At 61.6% G+C, this 20422-nt stretch carries 7 protein-coding genes; 1 reads left to right on the top strand and 6 read right to left on the bottom strand.

The features are described 5' to 3' along the window. Positions 1–336: 336 nt before the first annotated feature. The 3 genes from IVA82_RS21850 to IVA82_RS21840 all read right to left on the bottom strand — a co-directional run bounded on the left by IVA82_RS21850 (position 337) and on the right by IVA82_RS21840 (position 5843). Complete coding sequence (locus tag IVA82_RS21850) at positions 337–573, bottom strand: hypothetical protein (RefSeq protein ID WP_247390444.1); 237 nt, start codon at positions 571–573, stop codon at positions 337–339. Between the two features lie 2255 nt (positions 574–2828). Next, on the bottom strand, positions 2829–3746 hold the full coding sequence (locus IVA82_RS21845) for a hypothetical protein (protein ID WP_247390431.1): 918 nt from the start codon (positions 3744–3746) through the stop codon (positions 2829–2831). A gap of 1758 nt (positions 3747–5504) precedes the next feature. Then, positions 5505–5843 carry an H-NS histone family protein gene (locus IVA82_RS21840; RefSeq protein WP_148742187.1) on the bottom strand — a complete coding sequence of 113 codons (339 nt, stop codon included), beginning with the start codon at positions 5841–5843 and terminating at the stop codon, positions 5505–5507. Between the two features lie 478 nt (positions 5844–6321). Here IVA82_RS21840 and IVA82_RS21835 point away from each other — a divergent pair, with 478 nt between their 5' ends. Further along, complete coding sequence (locus IVA82_RS21835) at positions 6322–6486, top strand: hypothetical protein (RefSeq protein WP_247390428.1); 165 nt, start codon at positions 6322–6324, stop codon at positions 6484–6486. On the opposite strand, the gene IVA82_RS21830 is transcribed toward IVA82_RS21835, so the two are convergent. The 3 genes from IVA82_RS21830 to IVA82_RS21820 are packed head-to-tail and all read right to left on the bottom strand — an operon-like array spanning position 6469 to position 19288. After that, positions 6469–7836, bottom strand: coding sequence for an HlyD family type I secretion periplasmic adaptor subunit (locus tag IVA82_RS21830; protein WP_247390417.1), 1368 nt, complete (start codon positions 7834–7836; stop codon positions 6469–6471). The genes IVA82_RS21835 and IVA82_RS21830 overlap by 18 nt on opposite strands. Before the next feature lie 10 nt (positions 7837–7846). Then, complete coding sequence (locus IVA82_RS21825; protein WP_256469693.1) at positions 7847–9553, bottom strand: type I secretion system permease/ATPase; 1707 nt, start codon at positions 9551–9553, stop codon at positions 7847–7849. Between the two features lie 39 nt (positions 9554–9592). After that, positions 9593–19288 (bottom strand): VCBS domain-containing protein, encoded by a 9696-nt coding sequence (locus tag IVA82_RS21820; protein ID WP_247493521.1) that lies wholly within the window; start codon positions 19286–19288, stop codon positions 9593–9595. Between the last annotated feature and the right edge of the window lie 1134 nt (positions 19289–20422).

Below are 20422 nucleotides of genomic sequence, written 5' to 3'. Positions count from 1 at the left end.
CGCCGCCGACTTCCTGCTCAATTTGATCGCCTATAACCTGATCCGCATTCCCAAACTGCTTGCCGCTTAGCCTCCCTGCCCCAGGGGGTACCCAACACCAGGCTAGAAAATTACATCCAACTCCAAAGCGCCGTCCCAACAACGACCGGCCAGAATACAAAAACCCTCCAGTTCAGGGGTTTTTCAGCAAACTGTTAGCGCCGAAAGTTAATGACCGCGGCTCCGCGGATTTCGGGCCCCGCCGCGATGACCGGCCGCGTGGGACCCGTGCAGAGGGAATGCAGTTTAACGGCGGCCCAGCGCACCAAGAAGCCGACCGCTCAGCCTCTTTCCGCATCAGCCGCGCGTCTTCTGAGACGACGGCTTAAATTCCACGACCTGGTGCTGGTCGCTGGAATCCGAGGGCCCTCTTTGTTTTACGATTACCTCAAGCTCAAGAGCTTCAATGGCGAGTTCATCCGCCAACCGTTGAAAGAGTGCGCGCTTTTCAGCGTCCGTCGCCAGCTGACTCATAGCGGCAAAGTCTCTGGCGTCCGCGCGGAGCTTCTCCAATCGTTGCCTGAGGTCCTTCATGTCGTCCCGGCTCAGGTTCGAAACTCATCCTCGGCGGAAACAATAACCTTGCTTGCCGGGATGGCGCATGAGTCAGCTACAAAAATAGGATATTGGCTCTTTCTTAACTGCTGGTTAGCCGCTTATTCGCCGTGCGGCGTCTAGCCATGGTCGCCCGCCGGACCAAATTCAAGACCTCGGACACAGCTTTCGGATGGAGCGCGGCTCTGCACCTTCACGCTCTGTGGGCGCATGCTGCCTAAGTTTCGACAGACGGCATGACGCGGCCTTGAGTCCGCTCCCTTCAAACTGAAGGACGGCTCGCTCGCTGCTGCCATGGCACTCCTCGGTGCGCCGCCTGGCGGCAAACTTCGGGCCAGGGTGGGATTGCAGCGTTGATTAGGTCATCTGCCGCTTCTTATCAAATGCTAGGGCAACGAGATCATCATCCGGCTTTCGGCCGCCGCAAGTCGCGGCTCGAGCCATCGCGGCACCTGCCACGCCCCACCAGATCACGGTCACAAGTCTGCTCGCCGCTGCGCTCGAAGACTAGAAACCTTCCTTTATCGTGCCGGGAACGCGTTTGGGCGAAACGGTCGTTCGTCGCTCGACCTGCGCTTGGCGTCCAGCACTTTATCGCCAGCTCGCGCGGCGCGTGGCCCGCTCACCTGGTCCTAAAGACTGGTGCCCCTCCCAAACGTTCCGATCGGCTGACCAGCTGTTGCGTGACCCACAGTTGCGTGACCCACACCGGTGTTTCCTTTGGCCTGTACTGCGGGGGCAGATGTGGTCCGGACGGGTGATGGGCCAATAGTCCTTTGGTCCTCGTTGCTTGTACCCGTCCCAATGGCGCCAATCGGCGGGCCATTTTGCGCGTGACCTACCCGGCATTCTTACGGTCTGTGCGGCGGTTCGCGACTTCGTCGGCGTGGCGGGTTCAATGTTCGCATTGTTCATTTGATTGTTGGTACTCGGATTTACGCCGGTGGCGGAGTCTTTCGTCCCCATTCCTGGGGGCGCTGCGGGACCAGCGCTAGCGCTACCCGCATTCGTCCCCATTCCGGCAGGCGCCGACGGACCAGCGATGGCGCTGCTCGCGCTCGTCAGAGATGAGCTTGCGATGATGGCGGCGAGTCCCAAGTTTAGCCATGATGCCGGAGCGCGGTTCATCTGCGCCATGGCTGATTCTACCGCATAGTGCTGGACCGCACGCGCGCCCCTTAATTGGTCGCAGCGCACCCAAAACGCGCAAACCCGCACGAGTTACCATTGCCGATTTCAGGCGCGCCAACCGCATATTGTCAGCAAGCCTTACGGAAGGGGCGGCTCTAATGCAACACTCGGGTTGCTTCTGCTAGCCGGACCTTCTCTCTCAGCTCCTCAAGATCCTCGATCGCGTCGAGTAGTTGCACCAGATCGCGAGCGACATGTGCCAAGTTGAGCTTTCGGCGTTTGAAAACTCGAATTTTTTGTCCCATTGCTACATGTCTCCTCGCAACGATGATCACTGGTGCGACCAATTGGCAAGGAGCGTGCCATCTGAGCGTCAGCCGAAGAGCTCCGGTGATGAGAACGCCAGTCTCCCGCCCCGCTCTAACAGGGAAGGAGAGCGCCATGAGGCGGCGGTCGCATTCCCCACATTCGAGGACGATTGTCTCCCTCCCGGTTGCGAGTGAACTGTGGGCAGCAAGACACGAGACGGCGACAGATGCGGAGCAAGCAACAGCGCCAGTCGTCAAGAGCTCTCATGGTGGACTGATCGGACCATTGATCGGTGTGAGACCTCGTTGGGCGGAGTTCGCTTGCCGCAGCATCTGGCAGCATCAGGGCTTTTCTCCGGATAGTGGAGGTGCCACGACCTCGAACGCCACCGGCATTGCGCGACCTCGCCCCGCAATCTGCGATCGAGTGGCTGCTGGCGATTGACGTTGCAGAATATCCTGGGAGATCCAGCGCTACCCGGATCTTGCGCGACAAGCTTGTCGGGGCGCCAACAGGCAAGCGGAACGGTTCAGAACGCGTTGAGCTGGCAGCTTGATCCAATACGACCTGCGAAATCGAGGAGCGCCTCGCGTCCTATGCTTCGACCAGCACACGATCGACGTGGAGGTGTCTGCGCTAGGCCGAGGTATCTTCGTTTCTTTTGAGGGCCTGTTGAACGCCGCTCAGGCTAGGAGATGCTGCTTCTGAAGGGGATCAAAAGCCACCGAAACCTTTTGGTGCGCAAGGCAAGTCTCCATGGCCAGGCGATCAGACGTGTTGAAAACAGTTAATCCCTAGTCCTGCACGGCTTGATCGGTCTGCAACTGCAGCGGCGCGTGTGGCCGCCCCCTGTCTTGCGGCCGCGGAACGGTTGGCACAGGTTTGCGGATCGTGGCGGCAGTTGGCCTGGGCGGCGGCGCTGGCGTCTTGGGGCGAAGGATTTGCTCGGCGTTAGCGGTGATGCCGGCTATTCGTTCTTGGACCATCCTAAGCTGCTCGGCGGCATCCGCTCTGTCTCGCACCATTTGTGCCTGGACCGCCGTAAGCTGCTCGGAGAGCTGTCCAAGGTCGCGAACGATCTGATCTTGGCTGGCCTTGAGCTGCTCGATCGCTTGCTGCGCGTTGGTAAGATCGCCCGACATTCCCTGGAGCATCGGCGCCAGCTCCGGCGAGCTGGGAGCGGCTGCTTGGGTCGCATCGTGCGGTGTAGTCTGAGTCAATGGCGCCGGTTGCTGAAGTGCCACATTGGTTGCAGTCGTCTGAGTACTAGGCAGAGCCGAGGAGATCTCGGGTCTTTCTTGCGGCAACCACGAAGGTGAAACGGCATGCGCGGACCAACGATACATGATTGCTCTGGCCGCATCGCCATAAGAGGACTGCGCAGCGAGAGCAGCCACACAGATGCCGCTTGCCAACAGCAGACCGATCAGGCCGCGCACTGCCGGCCTTCCCCCCGATGAGCGCGCTCCCCGGTCAGGTGGTCGAAGCCATTTCGTGGGGTTCTTCGGATGAGAAGGAGGCAGCGTGCCATCCTGATCCAGCTTGGAAAGCCGTTCATTGACACGCGCGAGTTGTTCATCTGCACGTGCGATCTGGTCATAGGCGTGGACGAGCCGTTCATCCGCGCGCGCAACAAGCTCGACGTCTTCTGGTGAGAGCGCCGGACTACGAATCTGTGAACCCGGATATATCGGTTTAATCGGCGAATGCATTGGCGTTCCCCATCGCACCCAATGTCACCGGAACCGAGGGCGAGCATTAAATCGGGCAAGTCCACAGTCCTCAACGCGGGTTTGACCAAAGCAAGGCCACAAGATGAAGGCCAGAGGGCGGATTTTCGGCGACAGCTTGGCGGACAAGCTCTAATCCGTGCGAGGGATCTTCGGGAAAGACAGGATGGCGGCCCGGAAATCCGACGGATTGTCCGACCTGGTCCTCACTGCTCAAGGGCTAGTTCAAAGCGGTCGTAGTCCCACCGACTGCACGCATCCCTCCCAAGCCCGCCACCAAGGTCATCTCGACCACTCTAGACGACCTCACTTCGATGGTTCTAACCCTGGCGCCGTGCGCCATAAGCTCCGCCCCGCGCATCGGACAGACGCATGCCAGCGGATTCATCTTCGTTGCGGCGAGTTCTTTTTCCTTGTCGCGACCGTAAGCCGTTTTGAGGCCCCGGCTTCGGCCCTTCTGACCTGCTCTCGCAGCTCGACGAGCTGACGGTACTCGGCTTCCAGCGGGTCGCGATAGGAGAACTGCGCGGCTGGTGCACGATAGTTCGAACTTCCATACGACGAATATCGAATCATGGAAATCGATGCCTGTTTTCAGGCAACCCCACTAACTGGTGGTTCGGGAAAATACCCGCTCAACGCGACGATATTCCCTCTCGGCAACTTGGCAACGAATGTCACTCGTTAAGCTTGATGCTCGCGAGAAGCGTTAAACCTGGAACTGTCGACCAGGAATGGATCTGCACGCAAGGGCCGGCAAGCTAAATGAACGCACCAGATCGAAAAAGGCTTTGAATGCTGACGGCCCCCGACCACGAACATAATACCGCAAATATTCGTTGCGAGTTGCAGCCACTTTCTTAGAGTTGTGGAGAATAGTGAAAAATAGAAGAATTGAGAGCGCAGAGCGCATTTAATCCGGCGCAGTGAGTCGGAGTCCCTGAAGTGCCGGACATTTGGTTTCCACTTCTCGCGACCGCCATCGTCGGCACACTCCTTTTCCTTGCGTTCCGACGATAGCCCGCCCGTGTGGCAATGAATCCTCAGCCGCTGCTCAAATCGCGGTTCCCTGCGTGATGCCTTTGACTGTGCATAAACAGGAAGGTTCACTTCCAAGACAGGAGGTGGACGTGAGTACCTGGTTTCTCATTTTTTCAATTGTTTTGAGCGTGGGAATTTTAATCGCACACGCGATCGACGCGATGCGCTCCTGAATCCTCGCTCGTCACTTGTCGTTTAATTAGATTTCGTAAAGAAGGATAAAATCGTGCACTGTCTAATCGTAAGCGCTGCTCCGCGCGAAATAGACAGGCTGAGAGCTGAGGCTTCCCGCATTGCTCGTCTATGCGAGGCAGACTGGTGGGTCGAGAAGCAAGACAAAGGAACGCATTTTTGTTTTGGCACTAACGAGGCTAAGGCTGCCTTCGCGGAGCTGTGCAAGTCGCAAAGCGTTCATTCAGAAGCCTAGCGACCGAATTTGCTCTCTCAGAGAGAAGCCGGCGCGCCGCCAGCCAGACAGCGAGACCGAGATCCGAGCGCGGGCTTGCGCCTTGGCTCACGATCTATGGCCGCGCAGCCTGACTCTCGACAGATGGCATGACCTGGGCGTCCCGCGAGGCTTCCTTCAAACTGCGTCAGCTCGCAGCGGGCACGGCTTCCTCGGTGCGCCGACTAGCGCCGCAAACCCCAAGTACGCTATGATATTTCTTCGGCCGGACGGGATGCAGCTGCCTCCGTTGATCAGGTCAACTGCCGCTTCTGATCAAAAGCTGAGACAATGAGGAAATCATCCAGCTTGCGGCCGCCTCGAAGTTGCGGCTCGAGCCATCGCGGCACCCTGCCACGCCCCGACCAGGTCTCTGTCGGGTTCTTCGGATTCCGATACTTTGGACGAACGGGCGGGTATTGGCGGCGCTTACGCTCAAACCGGGTGACTTCGTGGGCCATTCCGATCCTGCGCAGCCTCTCGTCCAATCTGGCTTTTTCCGCCAACATTGTGTCGCCAAGTTTGGCGGTCACCTCGTCGTGAAGTTTCCAAAGCTCGTCAAGCGAGAGCAACTTCAAATGATCGATGTTCATAGCTCCATCCCCGGTTCTAAGAGCATTAATCAATCAAGCCCAAGCAGCGGACAAGACACGGCTTAAAAAACGGTCCCACAATCCACATTTAATTGCAGCAACCAGCGGTGATAAAGGCAAGAGAGCGGTAATACCGTGGCGAGCGCGAAAACCGCGGAGGCATTTAATTCGCGCACCCGGTTTGCGATCCTGAATTCTGCACTGTCGCCTTTTGGCAACCCGGGCACCGCGCTCCCCTACAATTTGCAGGCACAGTTGTCGCGGCACGCCGACCCGAATTCCCTGCGAGCAGGGAAATTTACAGGGAAAACGCCCATCGCAAGGCGCCGCCTTGGCAACGAGAGTTGGCGAGAAGTACCTGTAAATCCCCAGAAATCCCAAGCGTCGCGGCGCGCCGCGACCAGATCGGAACAGGGAATTTTTCGCCGGCGAACAGGGATTCTCGTTGCCCTGAGCACGGAAAAGAAGGAAACAGACGATGCGCGGGCAACGGATCCGTGCCGCATGCCGCGGCGCGAATAGCGCGCAAGCAATCGTCCTGTGGCTCACCGCCGATGCAGGCTCGGCGTCTGCGCACGGAGGTTGCCAGCGCTACGGCACCTATTTCGCCGAACTGATGACGTTGTTACTTCTGCCGGAATGACTGGTTGAACGACATGACCAGCGGCCCAACGATGTATTCAAATGCGGTGCGCTGGACGGTCGGGATCATGACGGTTGCCGGCATTCCTGGGTAGAGCTGTATGTTCGGCATGGTCGTTAGCTCGTCGCGATCGATGCGGACGAAAGCCGTGTAGTACGGACTGTTGGTCTTGGGATCAGTCAGGCGATCGGCGGACACTTGAATGACGTCGCCGTGGATGATCGGCACGATTCGCTGCTTGTAAGCCGTGAGGTGAACCTCGGCCCGCGTGTTCGGATGCACGTCACTAATATCCTCGACGGCCACCTGGGCTTCAATCGTGAGCAACTCCTCGTCAGGTACGATATCCAGGATCTTATCGCCGCGCTGAATGACGCCACCTACCGAGAAGACATTCAGTCCCACGACCCGGCCGGTATAGGGTGCGCGAATTTCCATGCGGCCCATTATTGCCTTGGCACTCAGCGCCTTCGGAATCACCTCGAGCAGTCTGGCTTGCGTATCGCGGAGGTCCTTGCTCACATCGGTCATTCGATCATTATCCAGTTGCGAGATCTGTTGCTCCTGTTCCGCGATCGCCTGACGCAACTTGGCGATATTGGCGTTTGTGTCAGCAATCTGGCCTTCCAGACCGTAAGCGGTCCGCTCCAATTGCAGGATGCGGGGCCGCGCGATCAGTCCTCGCTCGACCAGCGGCGCAATTTCCTTGGCCTCGTTGCGAACGGAGCTGATCTGATCGCTAAACGACTTGACCTGCGCCTCCGCACCAACGATCTGCGACCGGAGCTGGTTGATCTTCTCGCGGATCACGCTTCCTTGGCCTTCCAGCGAGGCCCGTCGACTTTCGAACTGGCTGAGCTGACCGTTCCAGACGCTTGTAAAATAGGGATACTCAGAGCGCGCCTTCAGATCCGATGGCAGCACGAGATCGGATCTGTGATCAAGCTCAGTCAGAAGCCGTACTTCCGTCGCCCGAAGCATCGCATATTGCTGCGTGAGCACCTCATATTCAGCACGCGTCTGGGTTTCGTCGAGAACGATCAGGAGATCTCCCGCGAGCACCCGCTCGCCTTCCCGGACATGCAGTTCCTTGACGATGCCGCCGTCGAGGTGCTGGAGGCTTTTGCGGTTGCCGTCAATCTTGACGACCGCACTGGCGACCACGGCACCGTTGAGCGGCGCGGTCAGCGCCCAGGTACCGATGCCGCCGAAGAAAACGGCAATGATCAGCCATCCGGCCAGCGCCACATGGCGAATGGAATCACTCGGCGCACCGTCCTGCCCACCTTTAGTCCAGCTCGAGGCCGCAGCGGGTCGTTTCGATCGGTCTGCAAGCTCCAACAGCGCCATCTGCCGTGTCCTAACCAGTCATTTCCCGGACTGCATGGATCGGCACCGGCCGCGTCAAACGCGCCAGGACTTCAGCGCGTGGGCCGAACATCTCGACGACGCCTTCACGGAGCACCAAGATCTTATCGACCACGCCAATGGTGGCGGGCCGATGCGAAATGATTATCACCGTCGCTCCGCGCTTCTTCAGCTGCATGATGCAGGCGGCGAGAGCAGCGTCGCCATCCGAATCGAGATTCGAACTCGGCTCGTCCAACACCACCAGACTCGGATTGCCATAGACTGCGCGCGCCAGCCCGATGCGCTGGCGATACCCTCCTGAGAGGACCGCGCCCGCCTCTCCGACCTGGCTGTCATAACCGGCGGGAAGTCGTAGGATCATGTCGTGCACCCCGGCCATGCGTGCCGCCAGGATAACCTCGCTATCCTCGCCGTCATTGAACCGGCAGATATTTGCGGCAACGCTATCGGCGAACAATTCGACGTCCTGCGGGAGGTAACCGAGATGCTGGCCGAGCGAGGTTTTGATCCAGCTGGACACATCGGCTCCGTCGATACGAACGGCGCCTGCCGATGGGGCCTGTACACCGACGATGTGGCGCGCCAGCGTGGATTTTCCGGCGCCGGACGGGCCGATGATTCCCAGCACTTCACCCGGCTCGATCTGAAAGCTGACGCCACGGAGAATCGATTTCGACATGCCAGGTGCGGCGTAGGAAAGTGCTTCGACCGAAAGGCCGCCCTCGGGTCGCGGGAGCGTGAGCCGGGGCTCCTGGGCTTGAGCGCCAGCCAGCAGCTCGCGCAGGCGCAAGAACGCGACACGCGCCGAGACGAGGCCGCGCCATGATGCAACGATCTGCTCGACCGGCTGCAGGGCGCGGCCAAGCAGGATGCTGGCGGCGAACATCGCGCCGGCCGTCGTGAGCCGCTCGATCACCAGATAGGCGCCAAGTCCGAGAATCAAGGACTGCATCGACAGCCGCAGAAAACGGATCAGGCTCTGCATCATGGCGGCGCGGTCGCTGGCGGTGACCTGGCGCTCGAGCATCCGGCCGCGGTCCCGACTCCAGCGCTTCAGAAGACCCGCCGTCATCCCCATCGCGCGCACCACTTCGGTGTTGCGCAGGCTCATCTCGGTAAAATTATAGTTCTTGCTCGCCGCTTCATTGGACTCCGAAAGCGGACGCTTGACGATCCATTCGTTCAGGACCGCCATCAGGATCAGAATGATTGAACTTCCCAGCGCAAACGCGCCCAGGGTCGGATGCAGACAAAAAATCACCGCGATATAGATCGGCGTCCAGGGCAGATCGAGGATGGCGTGAACGCCTGTACCGGTGATGAACTGGCGGAAGGTGTCGAAATCGCGCAGCAGGTGCCCGCGCGCACCGCCCGCCGAGCGATCGATGATGGCGGTCATCACGCAGGGCGCGATGTTCCGGTCGAGGCGGATGCTGGTGCGCGTCAGCACTCGCGCGCGCACGGTGTCGAGACCTGCGAGCGCCGCAAACGCCAGCAACAGCGCCATCGTGAGCATAACGAGCGTGGTCTCGCTCAGGCTTGATATGACCCGGTCGTAAACCTGCAGCATGTATAGCGGCCCGGCAAGATAAAGCAGGTTGATCGCCAGGCTAAACATCGCAGCTGTGATGTAGTGCGACTGGCACAGTTTCAGCAACCGGCCCAGTTCGTCATGCTTTTTCGAAGGGACAGTCAAGTTTGATACCTCAAAGCTGATGCGCTCCGGTCATGCCGCTTAGGCGATGTGGTGCGGGTCGTAGGCGATCACCGTGTTGCTCGCTATGTCGCTTTTTGCGGTAAAGCCGGCCGGATCGTATTGGCCGAGCAGGACGATGTTCGCGGTGTGAGCGCCGTCCGAGACGGTCAGGGTGCCGCCAGTCCCGGTCTGGTTTTCGGTGAAGCTCAAGGTGGTTTCGCCGCTGAAATTGACACCCTTGAGATCGACATCATCGTCGGCCGTCAGCCCGCTCACCGTTCCCGTGAAGTGGAAGGCGTCATCCAGGACGAGGTGGCCGGTGGCGTTTGCGTCGATCGTGACGTTGGCGCTGGAAGCCGCTCCGAACTCTATTGTGCCAATGCCGCTGATCTCCGCGCTACCCGAACCGCTGACCTCGCCCAGCGCCGTAACGGCACCACCATTGGCCCACAACAGGCCCGTGTTGATGATGGCACTGTTGATCTGCAGACCGCCGGTTCCAGTGGCCTCCAAAGTCCCGGCGTTTACGATCACGTTCTGGCCGGTGTCGATCACCAGCGCATGGACACCATCGGCAAGGATGGTCGCCGCGTTGCTGAGACTGAGGTTACCGTGGCCCAGCTGGCCGGCCCCGGAGATTGTGTTGTCGATGTTGTCGAGCGTCACATCCGGTGCCGTGCCGGCGATGATGTTGTGGTCATCATCCGACAGGATCACGTGGCCGCCCCCGTCCAGCTTGACGCCGGTCTGGATCAATTGCAGCAGCGTGTCATCGCCGGAGCTGTGGAGCTCGATGGTTCCGGTGTTGTGGATAATGCCGGACAACGGCAACATCGCGCCATTGCCGATGCTCATTGCCCCCGAGTTCTCGACGGTCGGCGTAGCGTCAAATTCGAAGTTTGCCGCAGTCAGATCCGCCGCATGCACCCCGTCCAAAGTGATGGTCTGGCCGTCAGCCAGCGTAATCACCGCGTTGCCGTTGGCGTCGTCGGCGCTGTGGGCCTGAATATCGCTGAAGCTTTGCCAACCATACCTGATCAGGTCAATCAGGTCGGAAGAACCATCGAAGCTGTAGATCTTGTCATTGCCAATCGGCTGCGAGAGCACGAACGTATCATGACCGCTCGAGCCGGTTAACGTATCATCGCCGGACCATGCGAAAGTGGGGGAGCCCGGCGCGTATGCTTCCAGGTTATCCAGAACGGTCGCGGTCCCGACGCTGCCATCGGCATTGGTCCAGTGCTCTGTCACCTTCAGCACCGATGCCCCGACGTAATCTGAAGCGGTCGTGATGGTCAGTGAGCTGAGATCGTGCGTTGTGATCGACCACGAGCCATCAGCGTTGTGAGTGCCGCCATGTACGGACCATCCATCCAGCGTGCCGGTGATCGTCAACGTGACGTCTGCCATTTGTCCGGTCGGGTCGGTCAAACCGAGATTTATGGCAGATCCAGCGATACCGGCTGGCGCTGAAAATTTCGTGCTACCTCCGCTTCCAGCGTTGGTGTTGAAAGTTACCGGATCAAACACGGTGGCCGAATTGTTCGCATTGTCTGTCACGACCGCGCTGATCTTGTGCGTATCATTGTTGAGGCTGGTAAATGGAGCCTGTCCATCTATGAAGGTGTGGACATAGTTGCCGTTCACGATGTCCGCTGCGGTGAACGTATAAATCAACACTGGTTGATTGGGACTGCCATTCCCAGCGGGCGTTACCGTGTCGTACAGCTGAACCGTCTTGATACCGCTCGCGTCGGATGCCGTCACCGTGAAGGTGGAGGTCTGGTGGCTCGAGCTAAGTGAATGAGATACCGAGGCGGTCGGAGGCGTGATGTCCGATTGTGTCACCGCAATGCTAAAGGTCTGCTGACTATTCAGCGCGCCATCGGATGCCCGCGCCGTGACAGAGTAACTGTGCGATGATCCGCTGCCAACATAGCTGATCTTGCTCGGATCGGCGACCGTCACCACGCCGGTGGTCGAATTGATGGCGAACCCGCCATTGGAGCTGTCGCCGACCAGGCTGTAGCTCACCGCCGGGCCGTCGACATCGCTCGAGGACGCGGTGATGCCCACGCTCGTGCCCGCCGCGGCGCCTTCGGCCACCGTATTGGTTGCCGCATTGCCATCGACCGGGATCGACGGCGCGACATCCGTCACCGCAATGCTGAAGCTTTGTTGGCTGGTCAGCGTGCCATCCGAGGCCTGCACCGTTACGGAATAGGCGTGACCGGCCGCGCTCTCGTAGTCGATCTTGCTCGGATCGGCGACCGTCACCACGCCGCTGGTCGAATTGATGGCGAACCCGCCATTGGAGCTGTCGCCGACCAGGCTGTAGCTCACCGCCGGGCCGTCGACATCGCTCGAGGCCGCGGTGACGCCCACGCTCGTGCCCGCCGCGGCGCCTTCGGCGACCGTATTGGTCGCCGCATTGCCGTCGACCGGGGTCGACGGCGCGATATCCGTCACGGCAATGCTGAAGCTTTGTTGGCTGGTCAGCGTGCCATCCGAGGCCTGCACCGTTACGGAATAGGCGTGACCGGCCGCGCTCTCGTAGTCGAGCTTGCTCGGATCGGCGACCGTCACCACGCCGGTGGTCGAATTGATGGCGAACCCGCCATTGGAGCTGTCGCCGACCAGGCTGTAGCTCACCGCCGGGCCGTCGACATCGCTCGAGGACGCGGTGATGCCCACGCTCGTGCCCGCCGCGGCGCCTTCGGCCACCGTATTGGTTGCCGCATTGCCATCGACCGGGATCGACGGCGCGACATCCGTCACCGCAATGCTGAAGCTTTGTTGGCTGGTCAGCGTGCCATCCGAGGCCTGCACCGTTACGGAATAGGCGTGACCGGCCGCGCTCTCGTAGTCGATCTTGCTCGGATCGGCGACCGTCACCACGCCGCTGGTCGAATTGATGGCGAACCCGCCATTGGAGCTGTCGCCGACCAGGCTGTAGCTCACCGCCGGGCCGTCGACATCGCTCGAGGCCGCGGTGACGCCCACGCTCGTGCCCGCCGCGGCGCCTTCGGCCACCGTATTGGTCACTGCATTGCCATCGACCGGGGGCAAGGGCGCATCGTTGGTGCCGGTGATGGTGACCGTCACGGTGCCGGTCGCGGTGCCGTCCTGGCTGACGACCGTGAACTGGTCCTGCACCTGCTGGCCGGCGGTCAGCTCATTGTGGGCGCCGTTGCCGGCGTAGCTCCAGGCGCCGTTGGCATCGATGCTGAAGTCGCCGTAGCTGCCGCGGGCATTGCTCTGCGCCACGACATTGGCCTCGCCCGTATCCGGGTCGGTGATGGTCAGCTGGCCGGAGGTGTTCAGTGCCGCGGCGGTGTCGCCCTCGGTCACGGACTTGGAGTCCGAGCTCACCGTCGCCACGTCGTTGGTGCCGGTGATGGTCACCGTCACGGTGCCGGAGGCGGTGCCGTCCTGGCTGACCACCGTGAACTGGTCCTGGACCTGCTGGCCGGCGGTCAGCTCATTGTGGGCGCCGTTGCCGGCGTAGCTCCAGGCGCCGTTGGCGTCGATGCTGAAGTCGCCATAGCTGCCGTGCACGTTCGATTGCGCGACGACGTGGGCTTCACCCGTATCGGGGTCGGTGATGATGAGCTGGCCACTTGTGTTCAGCGCGGAAGCGATGTCGGCCTCGGTGACGGACTTCGAGTCCGAGCTGACGGTTGCGGCGTCATTGGTGCCGGTGATGGTCACCGTCACGGTGCCGGAGGCGGTGCCGTCCTGGCTGACGACCGTGAACTGGTCCTGGACCTGCTGGCCGGCGGTGAGTTCATTGTGGGCGCCGTTGCCGCTGTAGCTCCAGGCGCCGTTGGCATCGATGCTGAAGTCGCCATAGCTGCCGTGGGCATTGCTCTGCGCCACGACGTGGGCCTCGCCGCTGTCCGGATCTACAATCGACAGCTGCCCAGAGGTGTTGAGCGCGGCGGCGGTGTCACCTTCGGTCACGGACTTGGAGTCCGAGCTCACCGTCGCCGCGCCGTTGGTGCCGGTGATGGTCACCGTCACCGTGCCGGTCGCGGTGCTGTCCTGGCTCACCACCGTGAACTGGTCCTGGACCAGCTGGCCGGCGGTCAGCTCGTCATGGGCGTCGTTGCCGGTGTAGCTCCAGGCGCCGTTGGCATCGATGCTGAAGTCGCCATAGGCGCCGTGGGCGTTCGACTGCACCACGACATGGGCCTCGCCGCTGTCGGGATCGACAATCGTCAGCTGCCCGGAGGTGTTGAGTGCGGTCGCGGTGTCGCCCTCGGTCACCGCCTTGGCCTCGGACGAGACGGTTGCGGCATCATTGGTGCCGGTGATCGTCACCGTCACGGTGCCGGTTGCGGTGCCGTCCTGGCTTCCCACCGTGAACTGGTCCTGGACCTGCTGCCCGGCGGTGAGCTCATTGTGGGCGCCGTTGCCGGCGTAGCTCCAGGCCCCGCTGGCATCGATCGAGAAGTCGCCGTAGGTCCCATGCACGTTCGACTGCGCCACGACATGGGCTTCGCCGCTGTCGGGGTCGGTGATGGTCAATTGCCCGGAGGTGTTGAGTGCGGTCGCAGTGTCGGCCTCGGTCACGGACCTGGAATCCGAGCTCACCGACGCTACGTCGTTGGTGCCGGTGATCGTCACCGTCACGGTCCCGGTGGCGGTGCCGTCCTGGCTGGTCACGGTGAACTGGTCCTGGACCTGTTGGCCGGCCGTGAGCTCATTGTGGGCACCGTTGCCGGTGTAGCTCCAGGCGCCGTTGGCATCGATGCTGAAGTCGCCGTAGCTGCCATGGGCGTTCGACTGCGCCACGACATGGGCCTCGCCGCTGTCGGGATCTACAATCGTCAGCTGGCCGGAGGTGTTCAGTGCCGCGGCAGTGTCGGCTTCGGTCACGGACTTGGCGTCCGAGCTGACGGTGGCCGCGTCGTTGGTCCCGGTGATCGTCACCGTCACCGTGCCGGTGGCGGTGCCGTCCTGGCTTGCCACCGTGAACTGGTCCTGCACCTGCTGCCCGGCGGTCAGCTCATTGTGGGCGCCGTTGCCGGCGTAGCTCCAGGCCCCGCTGGCATCGATCGAGAAGTCGCCGTAGGTCCCATGCACGTTCGACTGCGCCACGACATGGGCTTCGCCGCTGTCGGGGTCGGTGATGGTCAATTGCCCGGAGGTGTTGAGTGCGGTCGCAGTGTCGGCCTCGGTCACGGACTTGGCGCCCGAGCTGACGGTGGCCGCGTCGTTGGTGCCGGTGATGGTCACCGTCACCGTGCCGGTGGCGGTGCCGTCCTGGCTCACCACCGTGAACTGGTCCTGCACCTGCTGCCCGGCGGTGAGCTCATTGTGGGCGCCGTTGCCGGTGTAGCTCCAGGCCCCGTTGGCATCGATCGAGAAGTCGCCGTAGCTGCCATGAACATTGCTCTGCGCGACGACGTGAGCTTCGCCCGTATCCGGGTCGGTGATGGTCAGTTGCCCGCTGGTGTTCAGCGCCGCGGCAGTGTCGGCCTCGGTCACCGCCTTCGCCTCCGACGAAACGGTGGCCGCGTCGTTGGTCCCGGTGATGGTCACCGTCACCGTGCCGGTGGCGGTGCCGTCCTGACTCACCACCGTGAACTGGTCCTGCACCTGCTGCCCGGCGGTCAGCTCGTCATGGGCGCCGTTGCCGGTGTAGCTCCAGGCTCCGTTGGCATCGACCGTGAAGTCGCCGTAGGTCCCATGCACGTTCGATTGCGCCACGACATGAGCCTCGCCCGTGTCGGGGTCGGTGATGCTGAGCTGCCCCGAGGTGTTGAGCGCGGAGGCGGTGTCGGCTTCGGTCACGGACTTCGAGTCCGACGAGACCGTGGCCGCATCATTGGTGCCGGTGATCGTCACCGTGACGGTGCCGGTGGCGGTGCCGTCCTGGCTAATCACGGTGAACTGGTCCTGGACCTGCTGGCCGGCGGTCAGTTCATTGTGGGTGCCGTTGCCGGTGTAGCTCCAGGCGCCGTTGGCATCGATCGAGAAGTCGCCATAGCTGCCGTGCACGCTCGACTGCGCCACGACATGGGCCTCGCCGCTGTCGGGATCGACGATCGTCAGCTGGCCGCTGGTGTTCAGTGCCGCGGCGGTGTCGGCTTCGGTCAGGGACTTGGAGTCCGAGCTCACCGACGCCACGTCATTGGTCCCGGTGATGGTCACCGTCACGGTCCCGGTGGCGGTGCCGTCCTGGCTCGTCACCGTGAACTGGTCCTGGACCTGCTGGCCGGCGGTCAGCTCATTGTGGGCGCCGTTGCCGGCGTAGCTCCAGGCCCCGTTGGCATCGATGCTGAAGTCGCCGTAGCTGCCGTGAACATTGCTCTGCGCCACGACATGGGCTTCGCCGCTGTCGGGATCCACAATCGTCAGCTGGCCGCTCGTGTTCAGCGCTGCCGCGGTGTCGGCCTCGGTCACGGACTTCGAGTCCGACGAGACCGTGGCCGCGTCATTGGTGCCGGTGATGGTCACCGTCACGGTCCCGGTGGCGGTGCCGTCCTGGCTGGTCACCGTGAACTGGTCCTGGACCTGCTGGCCGGCGGTCAGTTCATTGTGGGTGCCGTTGCCGGTGTAGCTCCAGGCGCCGTTGGCATCGATCGAGAAGTCGCCGTAGCTGCCATGCACGCTCGACTGCACCACGACATGGGCCTCGCCGCTGTCGGGATCGACAATCGTCAGCTGCCCGGAGGTGTTGAGTGCGGTCGCGGTGTCGCCCTCGGTCACCGCCTTGGCCTCGGACGAGACGGTTGCGGCATCATTGGTGCCGGTGATGGTGATAGTGACCGTGCCGGTGGCGGTGCCGTCCTGGCTTGCCACCGTGAACTGGTCCTGCACCTGCTGCCCGGCGGTGAGCTCATTGTGGGCGCCGTTGCCGGCGTAGCTCCAGGCCCCGTTGGCATCGATCGAGAAGTCGCCGTAGGTCCCATGCACGTTCGACTGCGCCACGACATGGGCTTCGCCGCTGTCGGGGTCGGTGATGGTCAATTGTCCGGAGGTGTTGAGTGCGGTCGCAGTGTCGCCCTCGGTCACGGATTTGGAATCCGAGCTCACCGACGCCGCGTCGTTGGTGCCGGTGATGGTGATGGTGACCGTGCCGGTGGCGGTGCCGTCCTGGCTGGCCACCGTGAACTGGTCCTGCACCTGCTGCCCGGCGGTCAGCTCATTATGGGCACCGTTGCCGGTGTAGCTCCAGGCCCCGTTGGCATCGATGGTGAAGTCGCCGTAGGCGCCGTGCACGCTCGACTGCGCCACGACATGAGCCTCGCCCGTGTCGGGGTCGGTGATGCTGAGCTGCCCCGAGGTGTTGAGCGCGGAGGCGGTGTCGGCCTCGGTCACGGCCTTCGACTCCGACGAGACCGTCGCCGCATCATTGGTGCCGGTGATGGTCACCGTGACCGTGCCGGTGGCGATGCCATCCTGGCTGGTCACGGTGAACTGGTCCTGCACCTGCTGCCCGGCCGTGAGCTCATTGTGGGCGCCGTTGCCGGTGTAGCTCCAGGCCCCGTTGGCATCGATGCTGAAGTCGCCATAGCTGCCATGGGCGTTGCTCTGCGCGACGACATGAGCTTCGCCCGTATCCGGGTCGGTGATGGTCAATTGCCCGGAGGTGTTCAGTGCCGCGGCAGTGTCGGCTTCGGCCACCGACTTGGCGTCCGAGCTGACGGTGGCCGCGTCGTTGGTCCCGGTGATGGTCACCGTCACCGTGCCGGTGGCGGTGCCGTCCTGGCTGGTCACCGTGAACTGGTCCTGGACCTGCTGCCCGGCGGTGAGCTCATTGTGGGCGCCGTTGCCGGCGTAGCTCCAGGCCCCGTTGGCATCGATGCTGAAGTCGCCGTAGCTGCCGTGAACATTGCTCTGCGCGACGACGTGAGCTTCGCCCGTATCCGGGTCGGTGATGGTCAATTGGCCGGAGGTGTTGAGTGCGGTCGCAGTGTCGCCCTCGGTCACGGACTTCGAGTCCGAGCTCACCGACGCTACGTCGTTGGTGCCGGTGATGGTCACCGTGACGGTGCCGGTGGCGGTGCCGTCCTGGCTCGCCACGGTGAACTGGTCCTGCACCTGCTGGCCGGCGGTCAGCTCATTGTGGGCGCCGTTGCCGGTGTAGCTCCAGGCCCCATTGGCATCGATGCTGAAGTCGCCGTAGCTGCCGTGCACGTTCGATTGCGCCACGACATGAGCCTCGCCCGTGTCGGCGTCGGTGATGCTGAGCTGCCCGGAGGTGTTGAGTGCGGTCGCAATGTCGCCCTCGGTCACGGACTTCGAGTCCGAGCTCACCGACGCTACGTCGTTGGTGCCGGTGACGGTCACCGTCACCGTGCCGGTGGCGGTGCCGTCCTGGCTGGTCACCGTGAACTGGTCCTGCACCTGCTGACCGGCGGTGAGCTCATTGTGGGCGCCGTTGCCGGCGTAGCTCCAGGCGCCGTTGGCATCGATGCTGAAGTCGCCGTAGCTGCCGTGAACATTGCTCTGCGCGACGACGTGAGCTTCGCCCGTATCCGGGTCGGTGATGGTCAATTGGCCGGAGGTGTTGAGTGCGGTCGCAATGTCGCCCTCGGTCACGGACTTCGAGTCCGAGCTCACCGACGCTACGTCGTTGGTCCCGGTGATGGTCACCGTCACCGTGCCGGTCGCGGTGCTGTCCTGGCTGGTCACCGTGAACTGGTCCTGGACCTGCTGCCCGGCCGTGAGCTCATTGTGGGCGCCGTTGCCGGTGTAGCTCCAGGCCCCGCTGGCATCGATCCTGAAGTCGCCATAGCTGCCGTGCACGTTCGATTGCGCCACGACATGGGCTTCGCCGCTGTCGGGATCGACGATCGTCAGCTGCCCGGACGTGTTGAGTGCGGTCGCGGTGTCGCCCTCGGTCACCGCCTTGGCCTCGGACGAGACGGTCGCGGCATCGTTGGTGCCGGTGATGGTCACCGTCACTGTCTGCGTTGCAGTCGACCCGTGGCCGTCATTGACGGTCACCACGAAGCTTTCGGTGACGCTCTGGCCTTGGGCGAGGTACTGCGCGGCGGCGTTATTCAACGTGTAGTGCCACTGTACCGACCCGTTTGCGGCATTGGCTGCCTCGCTCACCGGATCCAGCGAGAAGATGCCGAGCGTGGTGGCGTTGCTCGCAGCAGCCGCGAAGCTCGCGCTGTGAGTGTCGCTAAGATCGACATCACTGAAGCTGATGGTGCCGGCAGCCCCCAGCGAATCTGCAGGATCCGGCGTCGCTGGCGCGTCCTCCACGACGGTGCCGCTCTGCGGACTCGAGGTAATATACACTTGGTCGTTTGCGCCGCTAAACTGCAGCGTAACCGTCGCCCAGCTAAGCGTCCCATTCCCCAGCTGGATCGCGTACGTAAATGTATCGGTCAGCGTAGCGCCGACAGCAAGCGCCTGTAGCTGGGCATTGATGTCGCCCTTGTCGTAATGGACGAAGCCGTCCGATTCGATCCAGATGCGTGCACCGAGCGCGCTATGGTCGCCCGTTCCAGTCATTCCGGCTGTGTCGCTGCTGTAGGCGACGTCTTTGACCAGCAGATCCGCCGGTGCATAGGTCTTGGTCGATGGCGAGGCGCTCGATCCATCATCTAGGGAGAACAGCGTCTTTGCTGCGCCACCCAGATCATTTGCCATAACATTCAAAACAAGAATGTTGTTGGCTTCTTCTGTGAACGCAAAGCTGTCATTGTTGGCTTGCGGGGCATTTCCGAACGAGATCGTGCTACCCCCACCGGTCGTCTGCGTCGCCATGGCTTACGTCCTCACAATCAGAAAATCACAATGAAACAGCATCATTCCGCCGGGATCGAGCGGATGTAAGAAAGATAACGTCCCGGCAAGCGGATCGCGTTCGGTCACTGTCGACCGCCGCCACAACGGAGACGGCGGCTCCAACGCCGCCTGATTGATCAGAGCAGGCGCATTGTTCACCGCGAATACCGCAACATCGGCCGATCGACTGCACGATGAGGAAAGAAGAGCGGAGTTCGAAATCCCTTGCAGGCGCCGTTCAATTAGCGACCAAGCGGCTGATGATTCCGGACTGCGGAGAACATTTACGCCACTCAATATGCACTCCCTCAAACTCTGCCGACGCCGAGCGGGTGTGACTGCAGTCGAAAGCCAATTCACAAAGTGCCGGCGCCCGACACCCAAACGGAGCAGGCGTGATCGACAAGCAATTGCCTGTTTGTTATTTGCGCGGCGACCTAATGTGAAACGATTCCGAACGCCCTCAACCCTGCCCCTGTTTTGTGTTCGGCAGTGCACTCCGCGCACGCCGATCGGCCTTGATGCCGCAGCTTCCGCTGACCGGAGTGCCGCGAACTCCCGAGCCCTCTATTCTAAATTAAATACACGATGCTCTAATTTTAATTTTCTGTCTATAAGTCACCAGCGCCAAAATGATTTAATTGTTAATATCTCAAGTTAACTGATTTGTCCTGACACAGGTGAGATCCCCGCGAATCTACGGGATATTCGCCTTCGATCAGAACCGGGAAATAATCTCGGTCATTTGCTCGTCTGCAGATTTTAAATCGCGCGACCGATTTGCAAGACCTCTCGCAACCTAAATAAAATGGACGGGCTGATCGGCGGCACGCGCAGTGGTCAGAGCGTGTCGAAGCACCTGGACCGGAAATTGTCGGCAGCGTGCTCAGTCCACGCGCTCGCGCGGTGGCGGGCGACGATGCAAAGCATGACCATGCCAGCGCATGTCTCCACGCCTTGCTCAAAGCGTTGGATCAAACACCGCACTAGAGTTCGTGGATCGGCCTGCTCTAGTCTTACTGAGTCAGAAAGTCGCGATCTTTGATCCTGGAATTGCTGGTATTTTCGGGAGATTCGTTTTTCGGCATGGAGAGCTGGGATGGGTCACCCAAG

Source organism: Bradyrhizobium sp. 142 (assembly GCF_023074015.1).
In the GTDB taxonomy this organism is placed as follows: Bacteria; Pseudomonadota; Alphaproteobacteria; order Rhizobiales; family Xanthobacteraceae; genus Bradyrhizobium.
Note: the sequence above shows the minus strand (reverse complement) of the source record. Positions and strands in the feature narration are given on the sequence as shown.

Coding starts and splice junctions, on each gene's coding strand:
- IVA82_RS21850 (WP_247390444.1), bottom strand. CDS start 573: ATGAAGGACCTCAGGCAACGATTGGAGAAGCTCCGCGCGGACGCCAGA.
- IVA82_RS21845 (WP_247390431.1), bottom strand. CDS start 3,746: ATGCATTCGCCGATTAAACCGATATATCCGGGTTCACAGATTCGTAGT.
- IVA82_RS21840 (WP_148742187.1), bottom strand. CDS start 5,843: ATGAACATCGATCATTTGAAGTTGCTCTCGCTTGACGAGCTTTGGAAA.
- IVA82_RS21835 (WP_247390428.1), top strand. CDS start 6,322: ATGCGCGGGCAACGGATCCGTGCCGCATGCCGCGGCGCGAATAGCGCG.
- IVA82_RS21830 (WP_247390417.1), bottom strand. CDS start 7,836: ATGGCGCTGTTGGAGCTTGCAGACCGATCGAAACGACCCGCTGCGGCC.
- IVA82_RS21820 (WP_247493521.1), bottom strand. CDS start 19,288: ATGGCGACGCAGACGACCGGTGGGGGTAGCACGATCTCGTTCGGAAAT.